19 protein-coding genes are annotated in these 22,856 nt (G+C 69.4%); 7 read left to right on the top strand and 12 right to left on the bottom strand.

Going from position 1 to position 22,856, the window contains the following annotated elements; genetic code table 11:
- Nucleotides 1-119: 119 nt before the first annotated feature.
- The 4 genes from C8E87_RS32540 to C8E87_RS32525 form a co-directional block, all read right to left on the bottom strand.
- On the bottom strand, nucleotides 120-1,010 hold the full coding sequence (locus C8E87_RS32540) for a carbohydrate ABC transporter permease (RefSeq protein ID WP_133877293.1): 891 nt from the start codon (nucleotides 1,008-1,010) through the stop codon (nucleotides 120-122).
- The gene (locus C8E87_RS32535; RefSeq protein WP_133877292.1) at nucleotides 1,007-1,963 is read right to left on the bottom strand and encodes a carbohydrate ABC transporter permease; all 957 of its coding nucleotides are present in this window, start codon (nucleotides 1,961-1,963) and stop codon (nucleotides 1,007-1,009) included. The genes C8E87_RS32540 and C8E87_RS32535 overlap by 4 nt, the downstream gene beginning before the upstream one ends.
- Nucleotides 1,960-3,330 (bottom strand): ABC transporter substrate-binding protein, encoded by a 1,371-nt coding sequence (locus C8E87_RS32530; RefSeq protein WP_133877291.1) that lies wholly within the window; start codon nucleotides 3,328-3,330, stop codon nucleotides 1,960-1,962. Before C8E87_RS32530 ends, C8E87_RS32535 begins: the two co-directional genes overlap by 4 nt.
- 143 nt (nucleotides 3,331-3,473) lie before the next feature.
- Nucleotides 3,474-3,686 carry an RNA-binding S4 domain-containing protein gene (locus tag C8E87_RS32525; RefSeq protein ID WP_133877290.1) on the bottom strand — a complete coding sequence of 71 codons (213 nt, stop codon included), beginning with the start codon at nucleotides 3,684-3,686 and terminating at the stop codon, nucleotides 3,474-3,476.
- 70 nt (nucleotides 3,687-3,756) lie between these two features.
- Here C8E87_RS32525 and C8E87_RS32520 point away from each other — a divergent pair, with 70 nt between their 5' ends.
- Complete coding sequence (locus C8E87_RS32520; protein WP_133877289.1) at nucleotides 3,757-4,590, top strand: DUF1775 domain-containing protein; 834 nt, start codon at nucleotides 3,757-3,759, stop codon at nucleotides 4,588-4,590.
- 147 nt (nucleotides 4,591-4,737) lie between these two features.
- Here the strand turns inward: C8E87_RS32520 and C8E87_RS32515 are convergent, their stop codons facing one another.
- The gene (locus C8E87_RS32515; protein ID WP_133877288.1) at nucleotides 4,738-5,676 is read right to left on the bottom strand and encodes a DHH family phosphoesterase; all 939 of its coding nucleotides are present in this window, start codon (nucleotides 5,674-5,676) and stop codon (nucleotides 4,738-4,740) included.
- Between the two features lie 154 nt (nucleotides 5,677-5,830).
- Between C8E87_RS32515 and zwf the strand changes: the two genes are divergently transcribed.
- Nucleotides 5,831-7,324 carry a glucose-6-phosphate dehydrogenase gene (gene zwf, locus C8E87_RS32510; protein WP_133877287.1) on the top strand — a complete coding sequence of 498 codons (1,494 nt, stop codon included), beginning with the start codon at nucleotides 5,831-5,833 and terminating at the stop codon, nucleotides 7,322-7,324.
- Nucleotides 7,325-7,380: 56 nt separating this feature from the next.
- Here zwf and C8E87_RS32505 read toward each other — a convergent pair whose 3' ends face one another.
- The gene (locus C8E87_RS32505) at nucleotides 7,381-7,851 is read right to left on the bottom strand and encodes a peroxiredoxin (RefSeq protein WP_133877286.1); all 471 of its coding nucleotides are present in this window, start codon (nucleotides 7,849-7,851) and stop codon (nucleotides 7,381-7,383) included.
- 134 nt (nucleotides 7,852-7,985) lie between these two features.
- On the opposite strand from C8E87_RS32505, the gene C8E87_RS32500 reads away from it, so the two are divergent.
- Entirely contained in the window at nucleotides 7,986-8,318 is a 333-nt protein-coding gene (locus tag C8E87_RS32500) for an STAS domain-containing protein (protein WP_133877285.1), read from the top strand.
- A gap of 30 nt (nucleotides 8,319-8,348) precedes the next feature.
- Here the strand turns inward: C8E87_RS32500 and C8E87_RS32495 are convergent, their stop codons facing one another.
- From C8E87_RS32495 to C8E87_RS32475, 3 genes are all read right to left on the bottom strand, one after another.
- Nucleotides 8,349-10,319 (bottom strand): PPC domain-containing protein, encoded by a 1,971-nt coding sequence (locus tag C8E87_RS32495; protein WP_133877284.1) that lies wholly within the window; start codon nucleotides 10,317-10,319, stop codon nucleotides 8,349-8,351.
- A 2,947-nt stretch (nucleotides 10,320-13,266) separates the two neighbouring features.
- Entirely contained in the window at nucleotides 13,267-14,454 is a 1,188-nt protein-coding gene (locus C8E87_RS32480; protein WP_133877283.1) for an MFS transporter, read from the bottom strand.
- 61 nt (nucleotides 14,455-14,515) lie between these two features.
- Entirely contained in the window at nucleotides 14,516-15,559 is a 1,044-nt protein-coding gene (locus C8E87_RS32475; RefSeq protein WP_203720621.1) for an ROK family protein, read from the bottom strand.
- Nucleotides 15,560-15,674: 115 nt separating this feature from the next.
- Here C8E87_RS32475 and C8E87_RS32470 point away from each other — a divergent pair, with 115 nt between their 5' ends.
- The 3 genes from C8E87_RS32470 (at nucleotide 15,675) to C8E87_RS32460 (ending at nucleotide 19,930) form a co-directional block, all read left to right on the top strand.
- Nucleotides 15,675-17,201, top strand: a complete 1,527-nt coding sequence (locus C8E87_RS32470; protein ID WP_133877281.1) for a DUF1800 domain-containing protein — start codon at nucleotides 15,675-15,677, stop codon at nucleotides 17,199-17,201.
- Complete coding sequence (locus C8E87_RS32465) at nucleotides 17,198-18,436, top strand: DUF1501 domain-containing protein (protein ID WP_239080172.1); 1,239 nt, start codon at nucleotides 17,198-17,200, stop codon at nucleotides 18,434-18,436. Before C8E87_RS32470 ends, C8E87_RS32465 begins: the two co-directional genes overlap by 4 nt.
- A gap of 81 nt (nucleotides 18,437-18,517) precedes the next feature.
- Nucleotides 18,518-19,930: a DUF2252 domain-containing protein gene (locus C8E87_RS32460; RefSeq protein ID WP_133877280.1), complete on the top strand. Its 1,413-nt coding sequence runs from the start codon at nucleotides 18,518-18,520 to the stop codon at nucleotides 19,928-19,930.
- Nucleotides 19,931-20,289: 359 nt separating this feature from the next.
- Here the strand turns inward: C8E87_RS32460 and C8E87_RS32450 are convergent, their stop codons facing one another.
- Complete coding sequence (locus C8E87_RS32450) at nucleotides 20,290-20,445, bottom strand: hypothetical protein (RefSeq protein WP_166661353.1); 156 nt, start codon at nucleotides 20,443-20,445, stop codon at nucleotides 20,290-20,292.
- A 300-nt stretch (nucleotides 20,446-20,745) separates the two neighbouring features.
- On the opposite strand from C8E87_RS32450, the gene C8E87_RS32445 reads away from it, so the two are divergent.
- Nucleotides 20,746-21,150 carry a TIGR03618 family F420-dependent PPOX class oxidoreductase gene (locus C8E87_RS32445; RefSeq protein WP_133879083.1) on the top strand — a complete coding sequence of 135 codons (405 nt, stop codon included), beginning with the start codon at nucleotides 20,746-20,748 and terminating at the stop codon, nucleotides 21,148-21,150.
- Nucleotides 21,151-21,315: 165 nt separating this feature from the next.
- Here C8E87_RS32445 and C8E87_RS32440 read toward each other — a convergent pair whose 3' ends face one another.
- Both C8E87_RS32440 and C8E87_RS32435 read right to left on the bottom strand, forming a co-directional pair.
- Complete coding sequence (locus C8E87_RS32440) at nucleotides 21,316-21,753, bottom strand: hypothetical protein (RefSeq protein ID WP_133877279.1); 438 nt, start codon at nucleotides 21,751-21,753, stop codon at nucleotides 21,316-21,318.
- 128 nt (nucleotides 21,754-21,881) lie between these two features.
- Nucleotides 21,882-22,835 carry a pirin family protein gene (locus tag C8E87_RS32435; protein ID WP_239080173.1) on the bottom strand — a complete coding sequence of 318 codons (954 nt, stop codon included), beginning with the start codon at nucleotides 22,833-22,835 and terminating at the stop codon, nucleotides 21,882-21,884.
- Between the last annotated feature and the right edge of the window lie 21 nt (nucleotides 22,836-22,856).

Raw genomic sequence — 22,856 nt, 5'->3', positions numbered from 1 at the left:
TCAGGCGGCCCGCCGGCGGCGTCCGGGCATTCGCGCCGACATCGAGCGGGACGCCGGTTGAGCCGGATGGCCGGCCCGTGGCATCGGGCCGGCCATCGTTCAACGGGCGGAGTGGGGGCCTATTTGACCGAGCCGAGCGACAACCCCTGCACCAGTTTGTCCTGGGCGGCGAAGCCGGCCACCAGCACCGGCAGCGAGACCACGAAGGCGGCCGCGCAGAGCTGGGCCAGGAAGAGGCCCTGGCTGGTGACGAACGAGGTCAGGAAGACCGGCGCGGTCTCGGCGACGGTGGCTGTCAGGACCCGGGCGAACAGCAGCTCGTTCCAGCTGAAGATGAAGCAGATCAGCGCGGTGGCGGCGATGCCGGGCATGACGACGGGGGCGATGACCGAGCGCAGGGTCTTGGTCAGGCCGGCGCCGTCGACGGCGGCTGCTTCGAGCATCTCGACCGGCACCTCGGACAGGAACGAGCGCATCATCCACACCGCGATCGGCAGGTTCATCGCGGTGTAGAAGAGGATGAGCAGCCAGATGTTGTCGAGCAGGCCGGTGTTCTGCGCGAACAGGTACAGGGGCAGCAGGCCGGCCACGACCGGCAGCATCTTGGTCGACAGGAAGAAGAAGAGCACGTCGCTCCACTTCTTCACGGGCTTGATGCTGAGCGCGTACGCCGCCGGGATCGCCAGCAGGAGCACCAGGATCGTCGACACCACACTGGCGGTCAGCGAGTTGAGCAGCGGCGGCCACGGTGACGCGCCGCCGGAGAAGAACTCGCGGTAGCCCTCGAGCGTCAGCGGCGCGAAGACCGCGGGCGGGTTGGTGGCAGCGTTCGCCTCGGAGTGGAACGAGGTCAGCACCATCCACACCACCGGCAGCACGAACAGGATGCCGACGATCCAGGCGAGGAGGCTGAGCCAGATGTTGGCGCCCTCGCGGCGCTTCCTGATCGGGCGGCCCCGCTCGTCGCGGGTGGCCGGTACAGGCGCGGTGTCGGTGACGCTGGCGCTCATCGGCCGGCCTCCTGTTTGACGAGCGACGAGACCGTACGCAGGGCGAACGTCGCGATGATGATGGTGCCGATCACGACGACGACCGCGGCGGCGGATGCCCGGCCGTAGTCGTGGGCCTGGTAGAAGATCTGGTAGATCGTGTACGGCAGGTTGGCCGTGCCGAGGCCGCCCGAGGTGATCGTGAAGACGGCGTCGAAGTTCTGCACGATGTAGATCGAGCCGAGCAGCGCGCCCAGTTCCAGATACTGCCGCAGGTGCGGGAGCGTCATGCTGCGGAAGATCTGCCAGTTGTTGGCGCCGTCGATGCGGGCCGCCTCGATCACGTCGAGCGGGCGTCCCTGCAGGCCGGCCAGCAGGATCAGCATCATGAACGGGGTCCACTGCCAGACCAGGGCGAAGATGACCGCCCACAGCGGCATGTTGCTGATCCAGTCCGGCTGCGGCGGGTTGTCCGAGCCGAACAGGCCCCAGATCCAGGTCAGCGCGCCGTTGAACAGGCCGTACTCGGGGTTGTAGAGGGCGTGCTTCCAGATCAGCGCGGCCGCCACGGGCACGACCAGGAACGGCGCGATCATCATGGTGCGTACGGCGCCTCGGCCCTTGAACTTGCGGTCGAGCAGCAGCGCGATGCCGAGACCGAGCACCAGGCTGATCAGGACGACACCGGCGGTGAGCAGGATCGTGGTCCAGACCGCGTCACGCATGTTGACGTCGGTGAAGACCCGCGCGAAGTTGTCGAACCCGGCGAAGCCGACCTCGTCGGGGTAGTACGCGTTCCAGTCCATGAACGAGATGACCAGCGTGGCCAGGAACGGCAACTGGGTCACGACGATCATGAAGATGAGCGCGGGCAGCAGCGGCGCGCGGCGGGCCCAGGCGGAGGCACGGCGGGCCGCTCCCGGTCGCGGCGTCTCCGCGGCGCCGACCTCTGACTTCTCGGCAACCGAAGTCATTGCTGATCCTCCTCCCGCGACTTGTAGCGTTCGGCGACGTCCTCGGCCAGTCGCTGGCCGCGTTCCAGGGCCTCGTCGACGCTCATCTGGCCGGCGATCGCCGAGCTCACGTACTGCGAGACCTGGGTGCCGAGGTCGGTGAACTCGGGGATGTCGACGAACTGGATGCCGATCGCGGGGCGTTCCTGCACGCCGGGGTTGCGCGGGTCGGCGGACTCGATCGCGGCGCGGGTGGGCTCGGCGAACGAGGAGGCGACGCCGAGGTAGTCCTGGTTCTCGTACGTGGAGGCGCGCTTGCCGGCCGGGACGCTGGACCAGCCGACCTGCCGGCCGACCAGTTCCTCGTACTGCTTTCCGGACGCCCACGAGATGAACTTCCAGGCGTTGTCCTTCTTGTCGCTGGCCTGCTGGATGCTCCACGACCAGGCGTACAGCCAGCCCGAGCTGTCCGTCTTGACGACCGGGGCCGGGGCGTACCCGATCTTGCCCTTGACCGGGGAGTCGTCGGCCTCGAGCGAACCGGCGGCGCTGGTCGCGTCGTACCACATGGCCACGTTGCCCTGGATGAGGTTGTTCAGGCACTCGGTGAAGCCGGCCTGCGGGGCGCCGTTCTCGCCGTGGGCCCGTATGAGGTCGACATAGAACTTGGTGGCCTCGGTGAACTCGGGCGCGTCGACCTTGGGCGTCCAGTCCTTGGAGAACCAGGTGCCGCCGAACGTGTTGACCACGGTGGTGAGCGGGGCGAAGATCTGGCCCCAGCCGGGCTGGCCCCGCAGGCAGATGCCGCGCATGCCGGGTTGCCGGTTGTCGACCTGGGCGGCGATGCCGGCCACCTGCTGCCAGGTCGGCTTCTCGGGCATCGTCAGGCCGGCCGATTCGAGCACGTCCTTGCGGTACATCAGGAACGAGGACTCGCCGTAGAAGGGCTCGCCGTACAGTTTGCCGTCGTCGGCGGTCAGCGACTGCGTCATCGGCTTGAGGATGTCGTCCTGGTCGAACTGGGTGTCGGCGGCGACGTAGTCGTCGAGCGGGGCGATCCATTTCGACTTCGCGTAGATCGGGATCTCGAAGTTGCTCAGCGAGGCCACGTCGTACTGCCCGGCCTGGCTGGAGAACTCCTGACTGATCTTGTCGCGGACGTCGTTCTCGGGCAGCACCGTGAAGTTCACGTTGATGCCGGTTTCGGCGGTGAAGTTGTCCGCGGTCAGCCGCTGCAGGTCGATCATCTGCGGGTTGTTGACCATCAGGACGTTGATGCTGTTCGGCCCGCCGCCGCCTGGCCCGCCGCCCCAGCCGGCGCACCCCGTCAGGGTGAGCACGGCGGCAGCGGTGGCGGCAAGCAGGGCTCGTGTGTGCCTGCGTGACATCCGGCCTCCCCGGCGAGGCTTGATCCGTTGGGGCGCCACCTACCCAAAAGTGTGACGCCAGTAACACACCGGGATCAGTACATGCCTGAGATCGACAGAATGTCAACCTTTCATCACATTGCGTTGCGCTTTCCCGCAAAGTCCTATGTGGAGACGACCCGAGCCTGTTTGCCGAGGACCTCGACGACGTCACCCGGGTGCAGCTGGCGGCCCCGGCGGGTGTCCACCTCGCCGTTGACCGCCACGTCGCCCGAGGCGATGAGGACCTTGCCCTCGCCACCGGTGTCGATGAGGTCGGCCAGCTTGAGGAACTGACCGAGTCTGATCATGTCGCCGTCGATCGCCACGTCACGCATCGGGACATCATCCGGCAAAACTTTTCCGGACGCGTTGAACCTTTGCGGCCTGTGATCCGAACTACCCCCCGTGAGGCACTCTCAGCTGGCCCGTCTTGCGGGCGTCCCGGTCGCCGCCGCAGCCCTCGGCATGCTCGTCGCCACCCCGGCCCTGGCCGACGTGACGGTGTCGCCGACAACCGCGTACCAGGGAAGCGGGCAGAACCTGACCCTGCGCGTCACCAACGACGGCGACAAACCGCTGCACACGATCACGCTGAAGTTCCGCGACGACACCCCCCTGGCCGAGGCGTACCCGCTCTCGGTGCCGGACTGGGCGCCAAGGATCACGATGCGGAAGATCTCGACCGCGCTCAAGACGGTGCACGGCGACACGACCACGACCGACGTCGCCGCGTCGATCACGTGGCTCGCCATGCCGGGCAAGGATCTCGCGCCCGGCAAGAGCGCCGATCTCTCCGTGGCGGTGGGTCCGCTGCCGACGCTCAGCTCCATCCAGCTCGACGTCGCCAGCACGTACGCCGACGGCAAGCCCGGCCCGGCGCTGACCCCGCCCACGCTGACGCTGACCCCGGACCCGACCGGTGAGAAGGCCGCGCACGCGCACAGCATCAACGGCGGCTCCGGCCCGGCCGCGGGCGAGCAGGCCGCTCAGGAGGCCCAGCTCTTCAAGAACGCGATCGAGGAGGCCGAGCGCGGCCCGTCGGTCTGGTCGATCGGCGGCTGGGTGGTCGCCGGCCTGGCACTGCTCGGCGGCGCGTTCGTGATGTGGCGCAGCCGGCACCGTGCCGACGACGAGTCCGACTCCCCGGTCGAGGACCTGCCCGACGAGGATCCCGCGGAGGAGAAAGAGCCGGTCACGGCGGGCAGCGGCACCAGCAGCAAGTGGGCCTTCAAGGGCTGAGAAAGACGCTCCCGCGCTGGTGGACGCGGGACGACAGTCGTGTTGACGCGCGTGGGGCGCGGCGCACGACCGGCGGGTGGGGTCAATGGGCATGATCCACGATCCGCGAACGGGGGGCGGGAGTCATCTTCCGCCCCCCGAGTATCGTCAGACCGAGACCGTACGCGGGGAGTTCAGCGCCTCGACGATCTCGCGCTCGACCCGCTCGGAGTCCTCGTGCGGCACCTGACACGTGCCGGCCGCGATGTGCCCGCCCCCGCCGTAACGCAGCATGACCTCACCCACGTCCACCGGCGACGTCCGGTCGAGGATCGACTTGCCGCAGGCGAACACGGTGTTGAGCTTCTGCCGGCCCCAGATGATGTGCACCGACACGCGGGCCTCGGGGAACAGCGCGTACACCATGAAACGGTTGCCGGCGTGGATCACGTCCTCATTCCGCAGGTCGACCACCACGACGTCGCCCTCGACGTGACTGACCCGCTTCAGCTGCTCGACGAAGAGGTCGTGCTGCGCGCGGTAAAGATCGGCCCGCTCGGCCACGTCGGGCAGGGCCAGGATCTCACGTACGTCGTTGTGCTGGATGCAGGCGTCGATGAGCTGCATCATCAGCTGGTAGTTGGAGATCCGGAAGTCGCGGAACCGGCCCAGGCCCGTACGGCTGTCCATCAGGAAGTTGAGCAGCGTCCAGCCCTGCGGGTCGAGGACGTCCTCGAGGGAGTAGTCGGCCGAGTCGGCCTGGTCGACGGCGTACATGAGGCCGTTGGAGACCTGGGGGAAGCGCTCCCGGCCGCCGTAGTACTCGTAGATCACCCGGGCGGCGGAGGGCGCATCGGCGTCGATCACATGGTTGCTGAGGTTGCCCTCGTTGCGCAGCGTCTCGGAGTGGTGGTGATCGAAGACCATGTACGCGCCCGGGGCGTACGGGAGGTTGGTGAGGATGTCGTTCTCGGTGACCTCGACCTCTCCGTCCTGCACGTCCTTGGGGTGGACGAACTTGATGTCGTCGATCATGTCGAGGTGGCGCAGCAGCACGGCGCAGACCAAGCCGTCGAAATCGCTGCGGGTCACGAGCCGGTACTTCACGGGGTCCCCCTATTAAGCGCATGGGTACAACCCAGTTTGCCACTTTTGTCGGTGTATCCCGGGTCGCATCGGGGGATGGATGTGAACCTTTCCGGCCCCACGCTGCGTAAAGTTTCCCCGGACGGTCCCAACGGTCGGAGGACACGCAGAAACCATGGACAACGCCCCTCAGCTCATTCAGGAGCGCAGCGCCCCACCCGCCACACTGGTGATCTTCGGCGCCTCGGGCGACCTGACCCGGCGCAAGCTCCTGCCGGCCGTGGAGAGCCTGGCCCGGCACAATCGCCTGCCCAGCCAGTTCGCCCTCGTCGGCGTCGCCCGCACGCCGATGGCCGACGAGCAGTTCGCCGCCAGCGCGCTCGGCGACCGCACCCTCAGCGACAAAGCCCAGCTTCAGGGCGGAATCAGGTACGTTTCGGGCGGCTACGACGACCCCGACACGTACAAGCGGCTCGCCGAGACCCTCGACGAGCTCGACGCCGTACGCGGCACGAGCGGCAACCGCCTGTTCTACCTCTCCACCCCGGCCGAGGCCTTCGAGCCGGTCATCCACGGGCTGGCCGGCGCCGGGCTCAACCGCGCCCGCGAGGGCTCCTTCGCCCGCCTGGTCATCGAGAAGCCGTACGGGCGCGACCTCGCCTCGGCCCGCGAGCTCGACGCCGTCGTGCACGGGGTGTTCGACGAGCCGCAGGTGTTCCGCATCGATCACTACCTCGGCAAGGACACTGTGCAGAACGTGCTCGCGCTGCGCTTCGCCAACTCGATCTTCCAGCCGATCTGGGACCGTTCCTGGGTCGACCACGTGCAGATCACGGTGGCCGAGACGCTGGGCGTCGGCACCCGCGGCGGCTTCTACGAGCACGCCGGCGCGATGCGTGACATCGTGCAGAACCACGTGCTGCAGGTGCTCGCGCTCGCCCTCATGGAGCCGCCCGCGTCGTTCGAGGCCGAGGGCCTGCGCAACGAGAAGGTGAAGCTGCTCCAGGCGATCCGGCTGCCCACCAACCGCGACATCGCCGACCTGGCCGTCCGCGGGCAGTACACGCGCGGCGGCACCCGCGACGACCTGATGGCCGGGTATCGCGAGGAGGTGGGCGTCGACCCGCTTTCCCGTACGGAGACGTACGCGGCCATGCGGCTCAACGTCGACAACTGGCGCTGGGCCGGGGTGCCGTTCTACGTCCGTACGGGCAAGCGGTTGCCGGCCCGTGTCACCGAGGTGGCCCTGCAGTTCCAGCGCCCGCCGCACCTGCCGATCCCGCAGGACCAGCTGACCGGGCTCGAGGCCGACGCGCTCATCCTGCGCATCCAGCCCAACGAGGGCATCTCGCTGCGGTTCGGGGCCAAGGTGCCGGGCCACTCGTTCCGCGTACGGACGGCTTCGATGGACTTCTCGTACGAGCAGACGTTCGCCGAGGAGTCGCCCGAGGCGTACGAGCGTCTGCTGCTGGACGCGTTGCTGGGCGACCCGACGCTGTTCATCCGCAGCGACGAGGTCGAGCACTCGTGGCGGATCGTCGACCCGATCATCGAGCACTGGGCGTCGGACAACTCGCCCATTCCCACGTACGAGGCTGCCTCGTGGGGACCGGCCGACGCCGACCGCCTGATCGGGCGGTCGGGCCGGGCCTGGAAGAACAGTATCTGAGCGGGCTTACGCGCCCTTTCTCGCTGCGAGGGCTAGCACAGTACTTGTAAGCGGGCTTACGCCTTTTTTCGCGCTGCGAGGGCAAGCAGAGCCCTCGCAGCGTGGTCGTTCATGTTCGTCTCGGAGTGGATGACCTCGAGGACGCGCCGGTCGGTGTCGATCACGAAGGTCATCCGCTTCGTGCTGAGCGGACCCAGCGGCAGCCTGCGCTTGACGCCCATGCGGGACGCGACGGCGCCGTCCGGGTCACTGAGCAGCGGATAGTCGAACGAGTGCCGGTCGGCGAACTGCTTCTGCTTGTCCGGCTTGTCGCGGCTGATGCCGACCCGCTGCGCGCCCGCCTCGCGGAACTCGGCGCCCAGGTCGCGGAAGCTGCACGCCTCGACGGTGCAGCCGCTGCTCATGGCGGCCGGATAGAAGAACAGGACCACCGGGCCGTCGGCGAGCAGGGCGCTCAGCCGGCGCGGCACGCCGTCCTGATCATCCAGTTCGAAATCGTCGACGACGTCACCGGCGTTAAGGCTCACATCTGCAACTTACTCCCGAGTAGCCGATTCGGCCATCGGGGCCCGGCTCGCCTAGGCTGAGAGCCACACCGATCCCGTCCGCCCCGACCCAGCAAGATTCACCTCCCGACGGCTCCACAACTGAAGGCGACACAATGCAGGTCTCGGTCGCGCACCACCCACCGAACACGGCCGTGCTGGTCCTGCGCGGTTCCCTCGACATCGACACCGCGCCCGTTCTCAAGGCGAACCTCGCCCGGCTCGTCGACCGCCCCTCCCCCCGGGTCGTCGTGGACGTCTCGGGGCTGGACTTCTGCGACTCGATGGGGGTCGGGGTCCTGGTCACCGCGCACGGCCGCGCCACCGAGCGTGACGGCTGGGTGCGGCTGGCGGCGCCGTCCGGATTCCTGCGGCGCCTGTTCGACACCTTGGGGCTCACCGACTACCTGGCGCTGTTCCCGGACGTGGAAACGGCTCTCAAGGATTAACCCCTCAAGAGCCGTTTCCCCGTACGTTTGTCAGCTCGTCACGGTGAACACGATGCGGCCGAGGGTGTCCTCGGTGCCGGTGAAGCCCTCGGCGGGCAGGAACGTGCTGTCGCCGAAGTCGACGTCGATGTCGTCCGCCGTGCCGCCGACGCCGTCCGGGCCCACGCCGAACAGGGTGCCGAAGCCGGTGCCGCCCGCGTCCATCAGGTTGGGCAGCGCGTCCTGGTTGTCGGTGTGGAAGTTGCCGAAGAAGTGCCCGGCCTCGTGCGCGATCACGTTGCTCAGGGCCTGCGCCACGAACGCGAGGCGGTCACTGGACGGCTCCAGGTACGTGTTGAGCGAGGCCGGCGTCGAATCGGCCGGCGAGCTCAGCACGTCGAGCAGCACCAGGGCGGTCTCCTCGGTTTCGAAGTTGCCCGGGTCGATGCTCTGGGCGATGCCGATCGTGTCGACACCCGACTCGTCGATCGTGCCGCCCACGACGACCCGGCTGACGTTCGCCTTGCCCCACGGGTCGGCGTTGTCCTTGCTGTTCGCGATCTTGATCTTGAACTTGGAGTTGAGGCCGCTCTCCTCGAGGTCCCGCTTGAGGCTCTCGCTGACCCCGTCGACCACCGCGTCGATCAACGCGTCCTCGTCGGCGCGCGTCAAGCCCCAGCTGGTCAGGAACGCCGCCAGCGGGCTCAGGTCCCGGTTTCCGCCGCCACCGAACACACCGGTGTTCACCCGGGCGCCGTCGAAGTCCAGATACAGCGTCTGCACGGGCTTGGCGCCCTGCAGCACCGGGCGATAGGCCTCAACAGTGATCCCGTACGCCCCGGAACCGCTCGCCACGCCGACGTAGTGCCATCCGGCCTTGGTGGCGACGTAATCGGTGACCGCGTTGCCACCCGCGGGCAGCGGCGAGTCGACCGGGTAGATGAACGACGCGTCCTGGCGCGAGCCGTGCGCCTCACGCGGCGCGGTGTCGTAAACCGTCAGGTACGTCGCCGAACCGGCCACCGAGGCGCCGATGATGTCGCCGGCCTTGAGCTTGATGGCGAAGAAGTCCTCGTCGACGCCGCCCGCGGTGGCGGTCAGCGTGTACGGGCCCTCGGTCGGCGGGGTCGGGTCGCCGATGCCGCCGCCGCTGCTCGAGTCGAACGGGTCGGCGGGCAGGCCACCGTACGCCGCCACGGCCGCGTAGAAGTCGCCACCGGCCGGCACCTTGAACGTGATCTTGCTGTCCAGGCCGTTGAAGTCGTCGTTCACGGCCAGCAGCGTGCCGTCCGGCGCGAACAACTGCAGGACGGTGTCCAGCGGCCCGGTCGGGGTGGCGGTCTGGACCGTCAGCACCTTGCCGGCCGCTGCCGTGATCTTGAAGAAGTCGAAGTCGTTGCTGCCGTCACCGGTCTGCCGGCCGTGCGGCCCGTCGCCGATCTGCGAACTGATCAGGGCGCCGCGCTGCGTGCCGACGCCGATCCCGGTGGCGCCGGCAAGCGTGATCGAGCCGTCGTCCTCGGGCGCCGGGGCAACCGTCGGCGTGCCCACCGTCTCGTTGTCCAAGCTGCCCAGCACGCGGATCTTCGAGTACTGGCCGGAGCCGGTGCCGAAGCCGGTGACGCGCTGCGCGTTGACCGGGATGTCGTTGCCGCCCGAGGTGCCGGGCAGCTCGTCCTCGTCGACCACGACGGGTGGGGTGGCCGCGGCCGCCTTCGCTTGAGCGCCCTTGGCCTTCGTACGGGTCGCCGCCTTGGCCTTGGACTGGGTCTTCATGTAGTTGGCCCAGCCCGAGTAGTCGACCTTGGCCGGATCGGCGACCTCGGCCAGGAACGGGTTGGGACCCTTGGGCTTCGCCCCGTACGGGGCCTTGGGCACGATCCCGACACCCGCGGCGAGCGAGGCCCGATCGGCCGGGCTCAACGAGTCACCGGGCGGCGCGGGTTCGGCGTGAGCGGCCCCCGGCGTGATCAACGCAAGGCCCAGAACAGCCACGGAGACGGTCGCGATGCTTCTTCGCATCAATTTCCCCCTTCAGCCCATCGGCGGCCCCCCGGCCGCGGACGGCACAACCGAACCTACTGAAGAAGATCGTCAATATCTACATATGTCGATCAGATGTAGCGACCCTTTACAAAGTCGCTTCTGTACGACAGAGCCCGTTGTGTGCGGTCCTCGTGACGAGGCCGGGCTCCGCGCCGGGTCGCTTGAGGAAGCCGGCCTCCACGCCAAGCCGCTCGACGCAGCCGGCCTCCACGCCAAGCCGCTCGACGAAGTCGGGCTCCGCGCCGGGTCGTAGCGCTCACAGAGGCGCCGTTCGCGGCGGCGTACTGGACGGCGGCGGAACCGACGCCCGGTCGCGCCGCTGACAGCAAGGTCTCACCCTGCTGCGGGGCAACTGTGTCGAGCGCGTCCACGGCAGCGGTCCCGGCCAGGCCCAGCGCACCTGCGACGGCCACGTCGACGCTCGGGCACCGCACCCTCGGGACGGCGGCCTGCACGTCAACCCGAACGTCGGCAGCGCATCGTCACCACGAGGTTTTCGCCTAACTCGGCCCGGACGGGCCGGTGGAGGACATCGCCCGTCGGGCCGGGGCCGGCGTCGGCACCCTCCACCGCTGCTTCCCGACGCGCGCCGACTCGTCGCCGCCGCGTTCGAGGCGAAAATGGCCGAGTTCCCCGCGACGGCCCGGCAGGTTTGCGAGTACTCACCCACATCAGCCCGTGCTGGCCCAACGCCTCCCTCGCCACCGGGTTGGATCTGGTCCTCAACGCCGGTGATCGGGTCGGGGTCGTCAGCCCGAACGGGTCCGGCAAGTCGACGCCGCTTGCCGCAAACGCCTCTTCGTGAACGGCTCTGCGCATCGGAAACACGGCGCAAACGGCGGAATTTGCACTACGAGCATAGAGCGTTCCTCCCCTTCTGAAAATTCTTGCAGCTGCGAAAACGTGCCATTCGGGCGCCGCCAGAATGGCACGATCGAATACTGACATCGCGCCCGGGGGATGGGGAAGAATAATGGCATGCGGCAGCTGTCATTGTTCAGCCGAGCAGAAATAACGTCGATGCGAGACCGAACGCGGCGCCGCAATTATTCCGCGGCCGCCGAAGAATTCCGGCGTGAGCACGAACGCCGCCGCGCATGGGGTCTGCAACAACGGCACGCGCGAAAGCTGAGCCGGCTCCGCCGCCAGGGAAAAGGCACTTCCCCCGCCGCGGGTTTGCCGCCGCACGCGTCAGAGCCGGCGTCACCGGCTGCGGCCGCTCACCCTGTCGTCCGGTTCCGCAAGACCAACGAGCACCGGTCGAGAGCCCCGCTGGACCCAGTCCTGTGCGGGTGGGACACCCCGCCTGAGCCGGGCACGAACACGCCACCTCAACACCACGTGCCCAAGCAGCAAGCCCGGCAGACTGAGGAACAGAACGCGGAAGTTAGGCCCGATTCCGTGCCCGCCGCCCCCGGAGCCTCACGTCCCCTGCCCAACCGCGTCCTCCCACGGCGCGCCGCCGGCAACCGCTGTCTGCAGCGACAACCGCCCGCCACCTGCTGCCCGCCGCGCCTGACCCACGACCAGCCATCTTCTGTCCGGCACGTTCCATCCACTATCAGGCGCCAACTACCCCGCCACGAGGCCCACCGCGGGGCACCCACCCCGCTTCACCACTCGCCGCCCGCCCCACCCCGCTTCCACTCGCCGCCCGCCCCTACCCCGCTTCCACTCGCCGCCCGCCCCTACCCCGCTTCAGCCTCCGCCACCTCGGGTGCGCAGTCCGGCCCCTGCCCAAGGCCTGCCGTCTGCTACCTTCCGCGGCACCTGGGGTCCACTGCCCGCGACCGAAATACCACCGTCGGGGTTGGCTCCCAAGTCCCGCGGGCCGACGGCTGCCACCCCGACGCCCGCTACGGCTGGCCGCCCCACCGATGTCCGCTACGTCCGGCCAGCCACCAACGGCCATCGCACCCCAACGGCCGCTTCGTGCTGCCGGTCAAAGAGGACCGCCGCCCCGCCCTGTTCGACGCCGTGCCCTGGGCCACCATCGCGATCGGGACACGAGAGCGCCGAGGCCGGGCACGGCCGCATCACCCGCCGGACCATCGGGCTCTGTCCCCGCCGCGCCCGGCCCGCCGTTCCGCACGTCAACCAGGGTCTGGCCGATCGAACGCCACGTCACCGCCGGGGACGCCAAACAGTCCGCCGCGGCGCGACTCGGCGTCACCAGCCACCCCGCCTTGAACGCTGGACCAGCCAAGATCGCCGCGTTCAACCGCGGCCAGGTGGGCTATCGAAACCCTGCACTTCGTCCGCGACACCTGCTACCAAGCGGGCCACTCCCGCGTCCCCACGAGCGGAACGTGTGTATTCGGGGTCCGGCCGTCCAAATCTCCGAGCCGATTGCGTCTTCCTGGGGACGTTCGTGTGCTTCCGCGGTGAAGGCCTTGGAGCGCTTGTGGCGGGGTTGGCGGGAGCACGTGTTGAACAGTTGCGCCCTTGTGCATTTTGAGAGAATTACTCTGGTTACTCTTCGAGGGTGGTTGCGGTGAATTTCCAGGCCGTTTATTGCCGGCGGCTGGGTGCAGCTCGTCATGCTGTGGTCAAGGCCGCATAACCAAAAGGCAAGTCCGCTATTTGGCACAGGTGGGATGAGAGCCACACCCTTGTGCATTGCCGAAAGGACTACTTTGGTTGCTCTTCGAGGGTGGTTCCGGTGAATTTCCAGGCCGATTATTGCCGGCGGCTGGGTGCAACTCATCATGCTGTGGTCAAGGCCGCATAACCAAAAAGCAAGCCCGCCATTCGGCACAGGTGAGATGGGGGTTGCGCCTTGAAAAGTTGCGCCCTTGTGCATTGCTGAACTTCTTTGGCTGCTCTTCGGGGTGGTTGCAGTGAATTCCAGGCCGTTTATTGCCGGCGGCTGGGTGCAACTCGTCATGCTGTGGTCGGGGCCGCAAACCCAAAGGCAGTTCCGTCATTTTGGCAGAAGGGGGGTGGGGGTGGTGGCGACGTTCGAATGTGTTGTGGGCAGGTGCCGTAGGGCGCGGACCACCGGGACTGTGAGCAGCAGGCCCAGCACGGGGATCAGGAAAGCCCAGCGCAAGCCGACCGGTTCGGAGAGGGCGCCCAGCAGCACCGCGCCGAGCAGGGCGCCCGCGTAGTTGAAGAGGTTGACTCGGGCCAGGACGGCGTCGCTGCGGCCGGCGGCAGCTTCGCCGGCTGCGCTGAAGGCGATGGGGATGAGCAAACCCACGCCGAGGCCGGTCAGGGCGAAGCCGGTGATGGCGGCGGGGACGGTGGGGACGAGGGTGACCATGAGGCAGCCGGCGGCGCAGACCAGCAGGGCCGCGGTCACCGCCGTGGTGCGGCCTACTCGGGGGACCAGGTGGTCGCCGGTCAGGCGGGAAAGCAGGACCATGGCCTGGTAGGCGGCGTAACCGAGGGGGACGATCGCGGCGGGGGCCGACAGGGAGTCGTCCAAGTAGATGGAGCTCCACGTGCTGACCGCGGAGTCGGCCAGGAAACCGGTGAGGACGAAAGCTCCGCAGATCCAGATGATGTGGCGGGTGCGGTCGGTGAGGGAGGCCGGCTCACCGGCAGGAACAACAGTGCGGTCCGGCACGAGGGCGTGCCAAGCGGTGAGGGCGTACGCGGCGGCGAACAGGGCTGCCACGCCCACGGCGAACGAGGCTCCGGCCCCGCCCGCGGCGAACGCTGACATGAGCAGGGCGGCCGTGATCGCGGCGGCGGTGTAGGCGGCGAACAGGCGGTTCATCACGCTGCGGCCCATGCGAACCTGCGCGAGGACGCCCTGCATGTTGAGGCTGGCGTCGACCGCGCCCAGGCCCACCCCGTACAGGATCAGGATCGCGGTGAAGGCGACGGTGGGGGTCCGTACGGTGATCAGGGCCAACGCCACCGCGATCGTGAGCAAGCCGCCGGCCAGGGCGTAACGGCTGCCCAGGCGGGCGGCCACCCGGTCGGCCACGACGGAGCCGGCGGCCGCGGCGACGCAGACCAGCAGCAGGATCACCGAGACGAACGTGTCGTCGACCTGCTGCCTGTCCTTGAGCTGCGGCAACGCCGTCACCAAGGTGGCGTAGCCCAGGCCCTGGGCCGCGTAACCCCCGGCAACCCAGGCCGCACGACGTCCACCTGTCACGTGACGCCCCCTTCAGCGAAGCAGGGAGACAGCATGGGGCAGCGCGGCCCCCGCGGCAAGATCAGGCGGACTGTACGGCTTCCAGCGCGGCCACCGCGGCACCCCGGGCGCCCGCCATGTCGAGGTCGGCGACCAGGGCGAACGTGGCCGCGGCCTGCTGCTCGGCGCGCAACTGCGTGTTCTCCCGTACGGTGTTGAGGAACCACTGCCGGAACTTGGGCGCCGCTTCCACGACTCCCCCGCCCAGCAGGTACGCGTGGGGATCGGTGAAGTTGGCGGCGATCGTGAACAGCTTGCCGATCGCCTTGGCCTGCTGCTCGAAGACCGCCAGGGCCAGCGGGTCCTCCTTCTCGGCGTACGTGCGCAGTTGTTTGGCCGCCTGCGGCAGGGGCTCCGAAGCGAGCGGGTGGCCGGGGAAGCGGGTCAGCCAGTACGGCAGCAGGTTCTTCTTGATGCCGGTGAGCGACGCGATGCTCTCGACATCGCCCTCGAAGCCGCAGTTGCACACGGGGACGGGCTGGCCCTCCTCGAGCACGCCGTGCAGCGGGACCTGCACATGGCCCAGCTCGCCCGCCATGCCCGCGGCGCCGCTGACCACCCGGCCGTCCTGCACCACGCCGCCGCCCAGGCCGGTGCCGACGATGGCGGCGACCGACGACCTGGTCATCGCCTCGGCGCCGAACAGCTGGTGATGCGCGTACAGGGCGGCCGCGTTGGCGTCGTTGAGGTAGTGGACGGGCAGGCCGATCCGCGCCTCGAGCGCGCTGCGGATGTCGAAGCCGTGCCACGAGACCATGCTGAAGTTGGTCGCGCCCTTGGACGAGATGACGCCGGTCGCGCTGGCCGGGCCGGGGGTGTCCAGGCCGACCGCGCGTACGAGGGTCAGCGGGGTCCTGGTGAGCTCGAGGATGTTGTGGAAGGCCTCGGCCAGCTGCTCGATCGCCGACTCGGGGCCCTCGGTGACCAGGCTCGGATTCTCGACCAGGCTGTCGACCAGATATCGACCGGTTGCGTCGAGAACGGTGGCGTTGTTGCAGGTGCCGCCGTTGTCGAGCCCGACGACGACCCAGGAGGCGGGGGTGCGTACCGATTCAGCCTGATCCACAGGCTTGAGGGTACGTCCGACTTCGTCCCGGCGGTACGGGTGCGAGGCGATTGCGGCGCCGTTAGTCATGGTTGCAGAAGCGACGGTCACCCCCGTACGGGCCGAAGGGTCGAGCATGACGACCCGACGCACGCTTCTCGCCGCCGGTGCCGCCACCGCTGTCGCCACTGCCGTTGCCACCGCCGTCGCCGCTCCAGCCGTGGCTGCCACCGCCCCCCTCGACGCCGCCACGCTGGTGGGCGCCGACCCGATCGCGCATCTGGTCCGCCGCGCCACGTTCGGCCCCACCCAGGAGTCGCTGGCCGAGGCCCGCAAGCTCGGCGCCGCCGCCTGGCTGGACCGCCAGCTCGACCCGGCCAAGATCGCCGACCCGGTCTGCGACGAGCTGATGACGCGCCTGCCGCTGGCCGGGATGAGCATCGCCGGCGTACGGGGAAAAATCGCCAAGAACTCGTACGACGGTTTCAAGCAGCTGGGCCGGGCCGCCGTGGCCCGTGCCGCGTGGAGCAACCGGCAGCTGTTCGAGACGACCGTCGCGTTCTTCGCCAACCACCTGCACGTGGCCGCGCCGTCGAGCCAGACCTGGGACAGCCGCTGCGACTACGACGCCCAGGTCATCCGCAAACACGCGTTCGGTCGGTTCGCCGACATGCTCAAGGCGTCGATGAAGCACCCGGCGATGCTGACCTACCTCGACAACCGCTCGTCGACCAAGTCGCACCCCAACGAGAACTACGCCCGTGAGCTGATGGAGTTGCACACCGTCGGGCTGATCTACAGCGAGGCCGACGTGGCCGCCGGCGCGCGGCTGCTGACCGGCCTGACCGTCGACAAGACCAACGGCACTTACCTGTACGACCCCAAGGCGCACGTCACCGGCGCGGTCTCGATCCTCGGGTTCAAGCACGCCAACGCCACCGCCGCGGTGGGTGAGGCGGCCGCCCTGGCGTTCGCCGACCACCTGGCCAAACACCCGGCGACCGCGCAGCGCCTGGCCACCAAGCTGTGCCAGCGGTTCGTGGCCGACGTGGCGCCCGCCTCGCTGGTCACCAAGCTGGCCAAGGTCTACCTGGACAACGACACCGCGATCAAGCCGGTGCTCAAGGCTCTGTTCACCTCGCCCGAGTTCGCCGCCGCGATCGGGCAGAAGACCCGTACGCCCCTGGAGGACCTGACCGCCACGATCCGGACGCTGGGGCTGGGACCGGAGAAGTCGGGCCAGCAGCTGCTCGACGCGCTCTACAACGGCCTGGTCAACGCGGGCAACGCGCCGTTCCGGTGGGCCCCGCCGAACGGCTACCCCGACGTGGCCGCGGCCTGGGCGTCGCCGTCCGGGTTCCTGATGCGCTGCAACAACCACCTGAACCTGGCCGCCGGCTGGTACCCGAGCTGGTTCACCCGTCCCGCCGACCTGCTGAAGTCCCTGGTCCCGACGTTGCCGGGCACCTACGGCGCGCTCGTCGACGCCCTCGCCGTACGGCTGATCGGGGCGAAGCTGCCGGCCCAGCACACCGCGGCCGTGCTCAGCGTCGCGGGCAAACTGCCGACCAGTCCTCTGACCGCATCCGACAAGTCGCTCGCCGGCCACGCGCCGTACCTGATCGCGCTGGTCCTCGACGCCCCTTCCTTCCAGGTGAGGTGATCACGATTTTTGACTGCGGAGAGACCACTCTGTCGCGACGTGGCCTGCTCGGCGCGGCCACCCTGGCCGGTCTGGCCGGGGCGGGCGTGTCGACCCAGCTCGCGTACGCCGCCCCGGGCTACACCGGCGACACGCTGGTGGTGCTGTCGCTGCACGGCGGGTTCGACGGCCTGTCGGCGCTGGCCCCGATCGGCGACCCCGACTACTACAAGGCGCGCCCCAACATCGGGGTGCCCAAGGCGCAGGTGATCGCCGGGGACGGCACGTTCGGCCTGCACCCGGCGCTGGCCCCGCTGCTGCCGCTGTGGAAGAGCGGCCAGCTGGCCGGCGTGCACGCGGTCGGCCAGTCCAACCCGACCCGCTCGCACTTCGCCGCCATGGAGGCGATGGAGAACGCGGCCCCCGGCACCTCGATCCGCAGCGGCTGGCTCGAGCGCATGCTCGGCGCGTCCGGTGCGACGGGCGCCCTGGCCGGGGTGTCGGTCGGGCACGCCATGCCCAACCGCCTGTTCGCCGGGCCCACGCCGTCGGTCTCGATGAGCTCGGTCGACAAGTTCACGCTGGCCGGTGAGTCGGCGAAGCGCCCGATGGCGGCGGCCCTGCGGACCATGTACGCCGACGCGCCGGTGCTGCAGTCGGCGCCGGCGCTCGCCGCGGACAGCGCGCTGACCGCGACCACTGCGGTTCGTGGCACCACGTACACGCCGGCCGCGACCTACCCGGCGACCGAGCTCGGCAACGCGCTGAAGGACGTCGCCCGCCTGATCAAGGCGAAGGTGGGCCTGGCCACGGCCGCTGTCGACTGCGGTGACTGGGACATGCACGAGGGCCTCGGCACGGCAGTCAAGGGCCAGCGCATGCACGACAACCTGACCGATCTGGCCCAGGCGCTCGCGGCGTTCGCGGCAGACCTCGGTCCCGAGGGTATGAAGTCGGTGACGCTGCTGACGATCAGCGAGTTCGGCCGGCGGGTGCAGGAGAACGGCTCGCGCGGCGCCGACCACGGGCACGGCAACGCGATGCTGCTGCTCGGCGGCGGGGTCAAGGGCGGCAAGGTGTACGCGAAATGGCCCGGCCTGGCACCCGGCAAGCTGGTAGCGGGCGACCTCGCGGCGACCACCGACTACCGCTCGGTGATCGGCGAGATCCTGCAGAAGCGCTGCGGTTTCGGGTCGTTGTCGCAGGTCTTCCCCTCGGTCGCACCATCGACGTTCGGTTTGGTGTCGGCGCGCTGACACCCGCGGTTGAACGAATGTTCACCCGGGTGCGGGGTACTGACATCAGAAGTTCCCACCTCTGCGTTAATGGTGGCCGTGATGGAACCAGCAACCGGGCATGTCGTCCTCAACAGCGCCATTGACGAGGGCTTTGCCTCGCTGCGGCTGCAGGCCCGACCGCGCGCCGAGCGCTATGAGCTGGGCCGATCGCTGCGGGAGCGTGCGCACCGGTCCGAGATGGCGTACTGGAAGGCGCCGGACGGGCGCGTGGACCCGGTCACGCAGATCATGCACGCCAACGCGGGCAGGCAGGCCTGGCTGGTGCCGGTGCGCGTCGGGCGGATGATCCAATCCCCGTACGCGTACCTACGCGGCTCGGCCAACGTGATGGCCGACGACTTCGCCTCCCTGCCCGCGACCGGGATCACCCCGGTCATCTGCGGCGACGCCCACCTGGGAAACTTCGGGTTCTACGCGTCGCCGGAACGCGAGCTGGTGTTCGACCTCAACGACTTCGACGAGGCGCACCCCGGCGCCTGGGAGTGGGACCTGCGCAGGCTCGTGGTCAGCGTGTACGTGGCCGGCCGGCAGAACGGTTACAAGGAAAGCGCCTGCGCCGACGCCGTGCACCACTGCGTCGAGGAATACCAGGTGCAGATCCAGCACCTCGCCGAGCAGCCGCTGCTGGCCCGCTCGTTCGACCAGATGGACGTCGAGCGGCTGCGCTCGGCGGCATCCCGGGCAGGCTTCCGCGCCGAGATCGACCGGGCCGCCCGCAGGGCCCGCCGCCGCACCAGCGACCGCGCCCTGCCCCGGTTCACCGAACGCCGCGACGGCACGGCCCGGCTCGTCGAGGAACCGCCGCTGATCACCCGGCCCACCGACGTGGAATACGACCAGCTGGCCGAGGCGCTGGACGGCTACCTCAACACGCTGCCACCGCACTGGGCGAGGATCCTGGCCGGCTACCGGATCGTCGACATCGCACACAAGGTGGTCGGCGTGGGTTCGGTGGGCTTGCGGGCGTACGTGGCGTTGTGCGAGGGCAGCAGCTCCTCGGACGTCGTCTTCCTGCAGCTCAAGCAGGCCCGCCGCTCAGTCGTCGCCCACCACCAGCACGGCGACGCGGCCTGGCACCGGCACCAGGGTCAACGCGTCGTCGAATACCAGCAGGCGCTGCAAACGGTCTCCGACCCGCTGCTCGGCTGGACCACAGTCGGCGACACCCAGTTCTATGTCAGACAGTTCCGCGACATGAAGGGCGCGATCGTCGTCGAGGACATCGACGCCCGGGCGCTGGCCGACTACGCCGGCATCTGCGGCTACCTGCTGGCGAAGTCCCACGCCCGAACCAGCGGCGCCTCCATGATCGCCGGCTACATAGGCGCCGGGGACAAGATGGCGGGGGCGCTGTGCCGTTTCGCCCGCTCCTACGCCGACCAGGTCGAAGCCGACCACGCCGAGCTGGTCGCGGCCGTCCACCAGGGCATCCTCCCAGCCGAAACCGCCTGACCCCGCCTACCCTCCCGCGTCCGCCCCGCCCGCTTCGCCGCTTCGCCGCTTCGCCGCTTCCCGCTTCGCCGCTTCGCCGCTTCCCCGCTTCCCCGCTTCCCCGCTTCCCCGCTTCCCCGCTTCCCCGCTTCCCCGCTTCGCCGCTTCCCCGCTTCCCCGCCTTGGCGCTCGCGTCCCGCTCCTGCCCAGGGCCACCACCGCACCGTCGCCGCCGCACCGCCCTTGCCCGCCGTCACCGCCCCAACGTCACCGCCCCACCGCCCTTGCCCGACCGTCCTTGCCCACCGCCCTTGCCCACCGCCCCTGCCCCACGGCCTTGCCTACCGCCCCTGCCCATCGCCCCTGCCCCACGGCCTTGCCTACCGCCGCTGCCCCGCTGCCCCGCTGCCCCGCTGCCCCGCCGTCACCGTCACCGTCACCGTCACCGTCACCGCCACCGCCACCGCCACCGCCACCGCCACCGCCACCGCCACCGCCACCGCCACCGCCACCGCCACCGCCACCGCCACCGCCACCGCCCTGATTTTCAGTGGCGCTTGCTGCTCTGCCCGCACTCCCGCGGCCAGTGACCCAACGACCGAGCATCCTAGGAACCTAGTTTGACTGCTTCAGGGTGGCTTCCGTTGGCCGAACCGGATACGCGCGGCGGAGCGTCCTCTGGTGTTCGTGGCCCTGCGACCAGGAACCGGATCCGCTTCCGATGCAGGCTCGGCGAGCGGCACACGATTCGGCAAGCAGAGTGGCCGGGCCGCCTGCCGGGTGGATGATCGCGCCGCGCATGATGGGTGGATGGGTGCATTGTGGGCGGGTCGGCGATGAGCGGCCGGATTGACATCAGCAATTCCGACTTGTACGCGTTTTGGACCGAGCGGCACCTTTGCACGCTCACGACATTGCGGGCTGACGGATCGCCGCATGTTGTTGCGGTCGGGGCAACCCTGGACCCGGCCGCCGGGATGGCGCGGGTGATCTCGTCGGCAGGGTCGGCCCATGTCCGGCATGTGCGCAACGGGCAGCAGCGCGTCGCGATCTGCCAGGTGGACGGGCCACGGTGGACGACCGTGGAGGGGCTCGCGGTCGTACGTGACGACCCGGAGTCGGTGGCCGAGGCCGAGAAGCGCTACGCAGCCCGTTACCGCCAGCCGCGTCCCAACCCGGCGCGGGTGGCCATCGAGGTGACGATCACCAAAATCCTGGGGTCGAGCCGCTTCACGGCGTGAGCGCTGCGCCGCCAGCGGCTTGGGCGGCCGGGTCGGACGCGACGTCGGAACCGCACAAGCGAGTCCACGGGACTTCGGCTGGTCAGATACGACCGTCGGAGGCGTACGGCCTGCGCGGGAGGTAGGAGCAACCCACAGCGCACAGGTGCACGAGACTCAGGCCGGTCAGATGCGACCGTCGGAGGTGAAGCGGCCTACGTGGGCCGGGAGGACCAAGCCGGCGGCGGCCAGCGACGTCAGCAGGTCGTGGAGTTGGCGGCGGGTCAGCATGTCGAGGGGGCCGAGCTCCGGGTGGGGCAGGCCGAGGGCCCGGGCGGCCTCGATGCCGCGGGCGCCGATGGCGGCTTCGACGGCCCAGAGGCGGTGCGCGCGCATGGCCAGGTGGGCCGAGGCGGTGAGCTCGCCGTGCAAGCGCAGGAGGCGGCGCAGGTCGGCGGCGAGTTGCTCGATCGGGGGACCGTACGGCTCCGGCGGTCTGGGGTGTGCCGCCTCCCACCGCTCGGCGATGAATTCGCACCACTTGGGCGCGTAGACCACGAGCGCGCCGAGCAGCGTCGGCGTGGCCACGATCAGGGCGAGTTTGCCCGCGTCCCAGAAGTCCACTGATGCTCCCTGCGAACGGCACGACACGGCCGGACCACTCGACCATCCGCCCGCGACCGCGCAGCGTCAACCGGAATGCCCCGTACGACGCACACCCCGTGCGCTGTTCGCAAAACCCGGCACAGAGGTCAGCGGACGCGGCCCCGCGGCACCAGGCGGGTGATCGGCATCGGCGGCGCGAGCAGGGGCGGGCCGTCGTAACCGTGGACCTCGCCGAAGCGCGGGGTGTGGTCGGACCAGTCGGCTCGCATCTGGACGATCTCGTCGTGGTCGCGGCCCACGAAGTTCCACCACATGACGATGCGTTCGTCGAACGGCTCGCCGCCGAGCAGCAGCAGGCGGGACGGGGAGGCGGTGGCGACCCGAACCGTTTCGCGGCCGGAGCCCAGGTAGAGCAGCGGACCGGGCTTCAGCGTGGCGTCGTCGACCGTGGGGGCGCCGTCGAGCGCGAGCAACGCGTACTCGAAATCGGGTCTCAGAGTCAACGTGGACGCGGCGCCCTGGCCGAGGGCGAGCTCGGCCCCGACCAGGGGTGTGTAGCAGCGGGCGGGTGACGTGGCGCCGGCGAAGGCGCCCATGAGGACCGTGGTGGTGAGGCCGGCCCCGGTGACGACGGGCAGGTCGGCGTGGTGGGCGAAGGCCGGGGCGACATCACGTACGGCGTGTGGCAGCGCGACCCAGAGCTGGACACCGTGCAGAACCGGCGTGTGCTCGACGGGTGTTTCCTCGGAGTGGGAGATGCCGCGGCCGGCGGTCATCAGGTTGAGCTGGCCCGGCCGGATGAGCTGCACACTGCCCAGGCTGTCGCGATGCAGCACCTCACCGGCGAGCAGCCAGGTGACGGTCTGCAGGCCGGTGTGCGGGTGCGGGCCGACACGCATGCCCTCGGAGGCAGCGAGATCATGAGGTCCGTACGCGTCGAGGAAGCACCACGCGCCCACCATGCGCCGCTGCCGGTTGGGCAGGGTACGGGTGACGGCGAAGCCACGGGGACCGCCGAGCGCGACCGGGGCGCCCTCAAGCAACTCCATGGCGGCCGGCGCGGACAGGCCGACCTCGGGATCTGCTTCGAAGCTACTCACGAGAAGAAGCTACCGCCCCGG

It is taken from the genome of Paractinoplanes brasiliensis (assembly GCF_004362215.1).
Classification (GTDB): Bacteria; Actinomycetota; Actinomycetes; order Mycobacteriales; family Micromonosporaceae; genus Actinoplanes; species Actinoplanes brasiliensis.
Note: the sequence above shows the minus strand (reverse complement) of the source record. Positions and strands in the feature narration are given on the sequence as shown.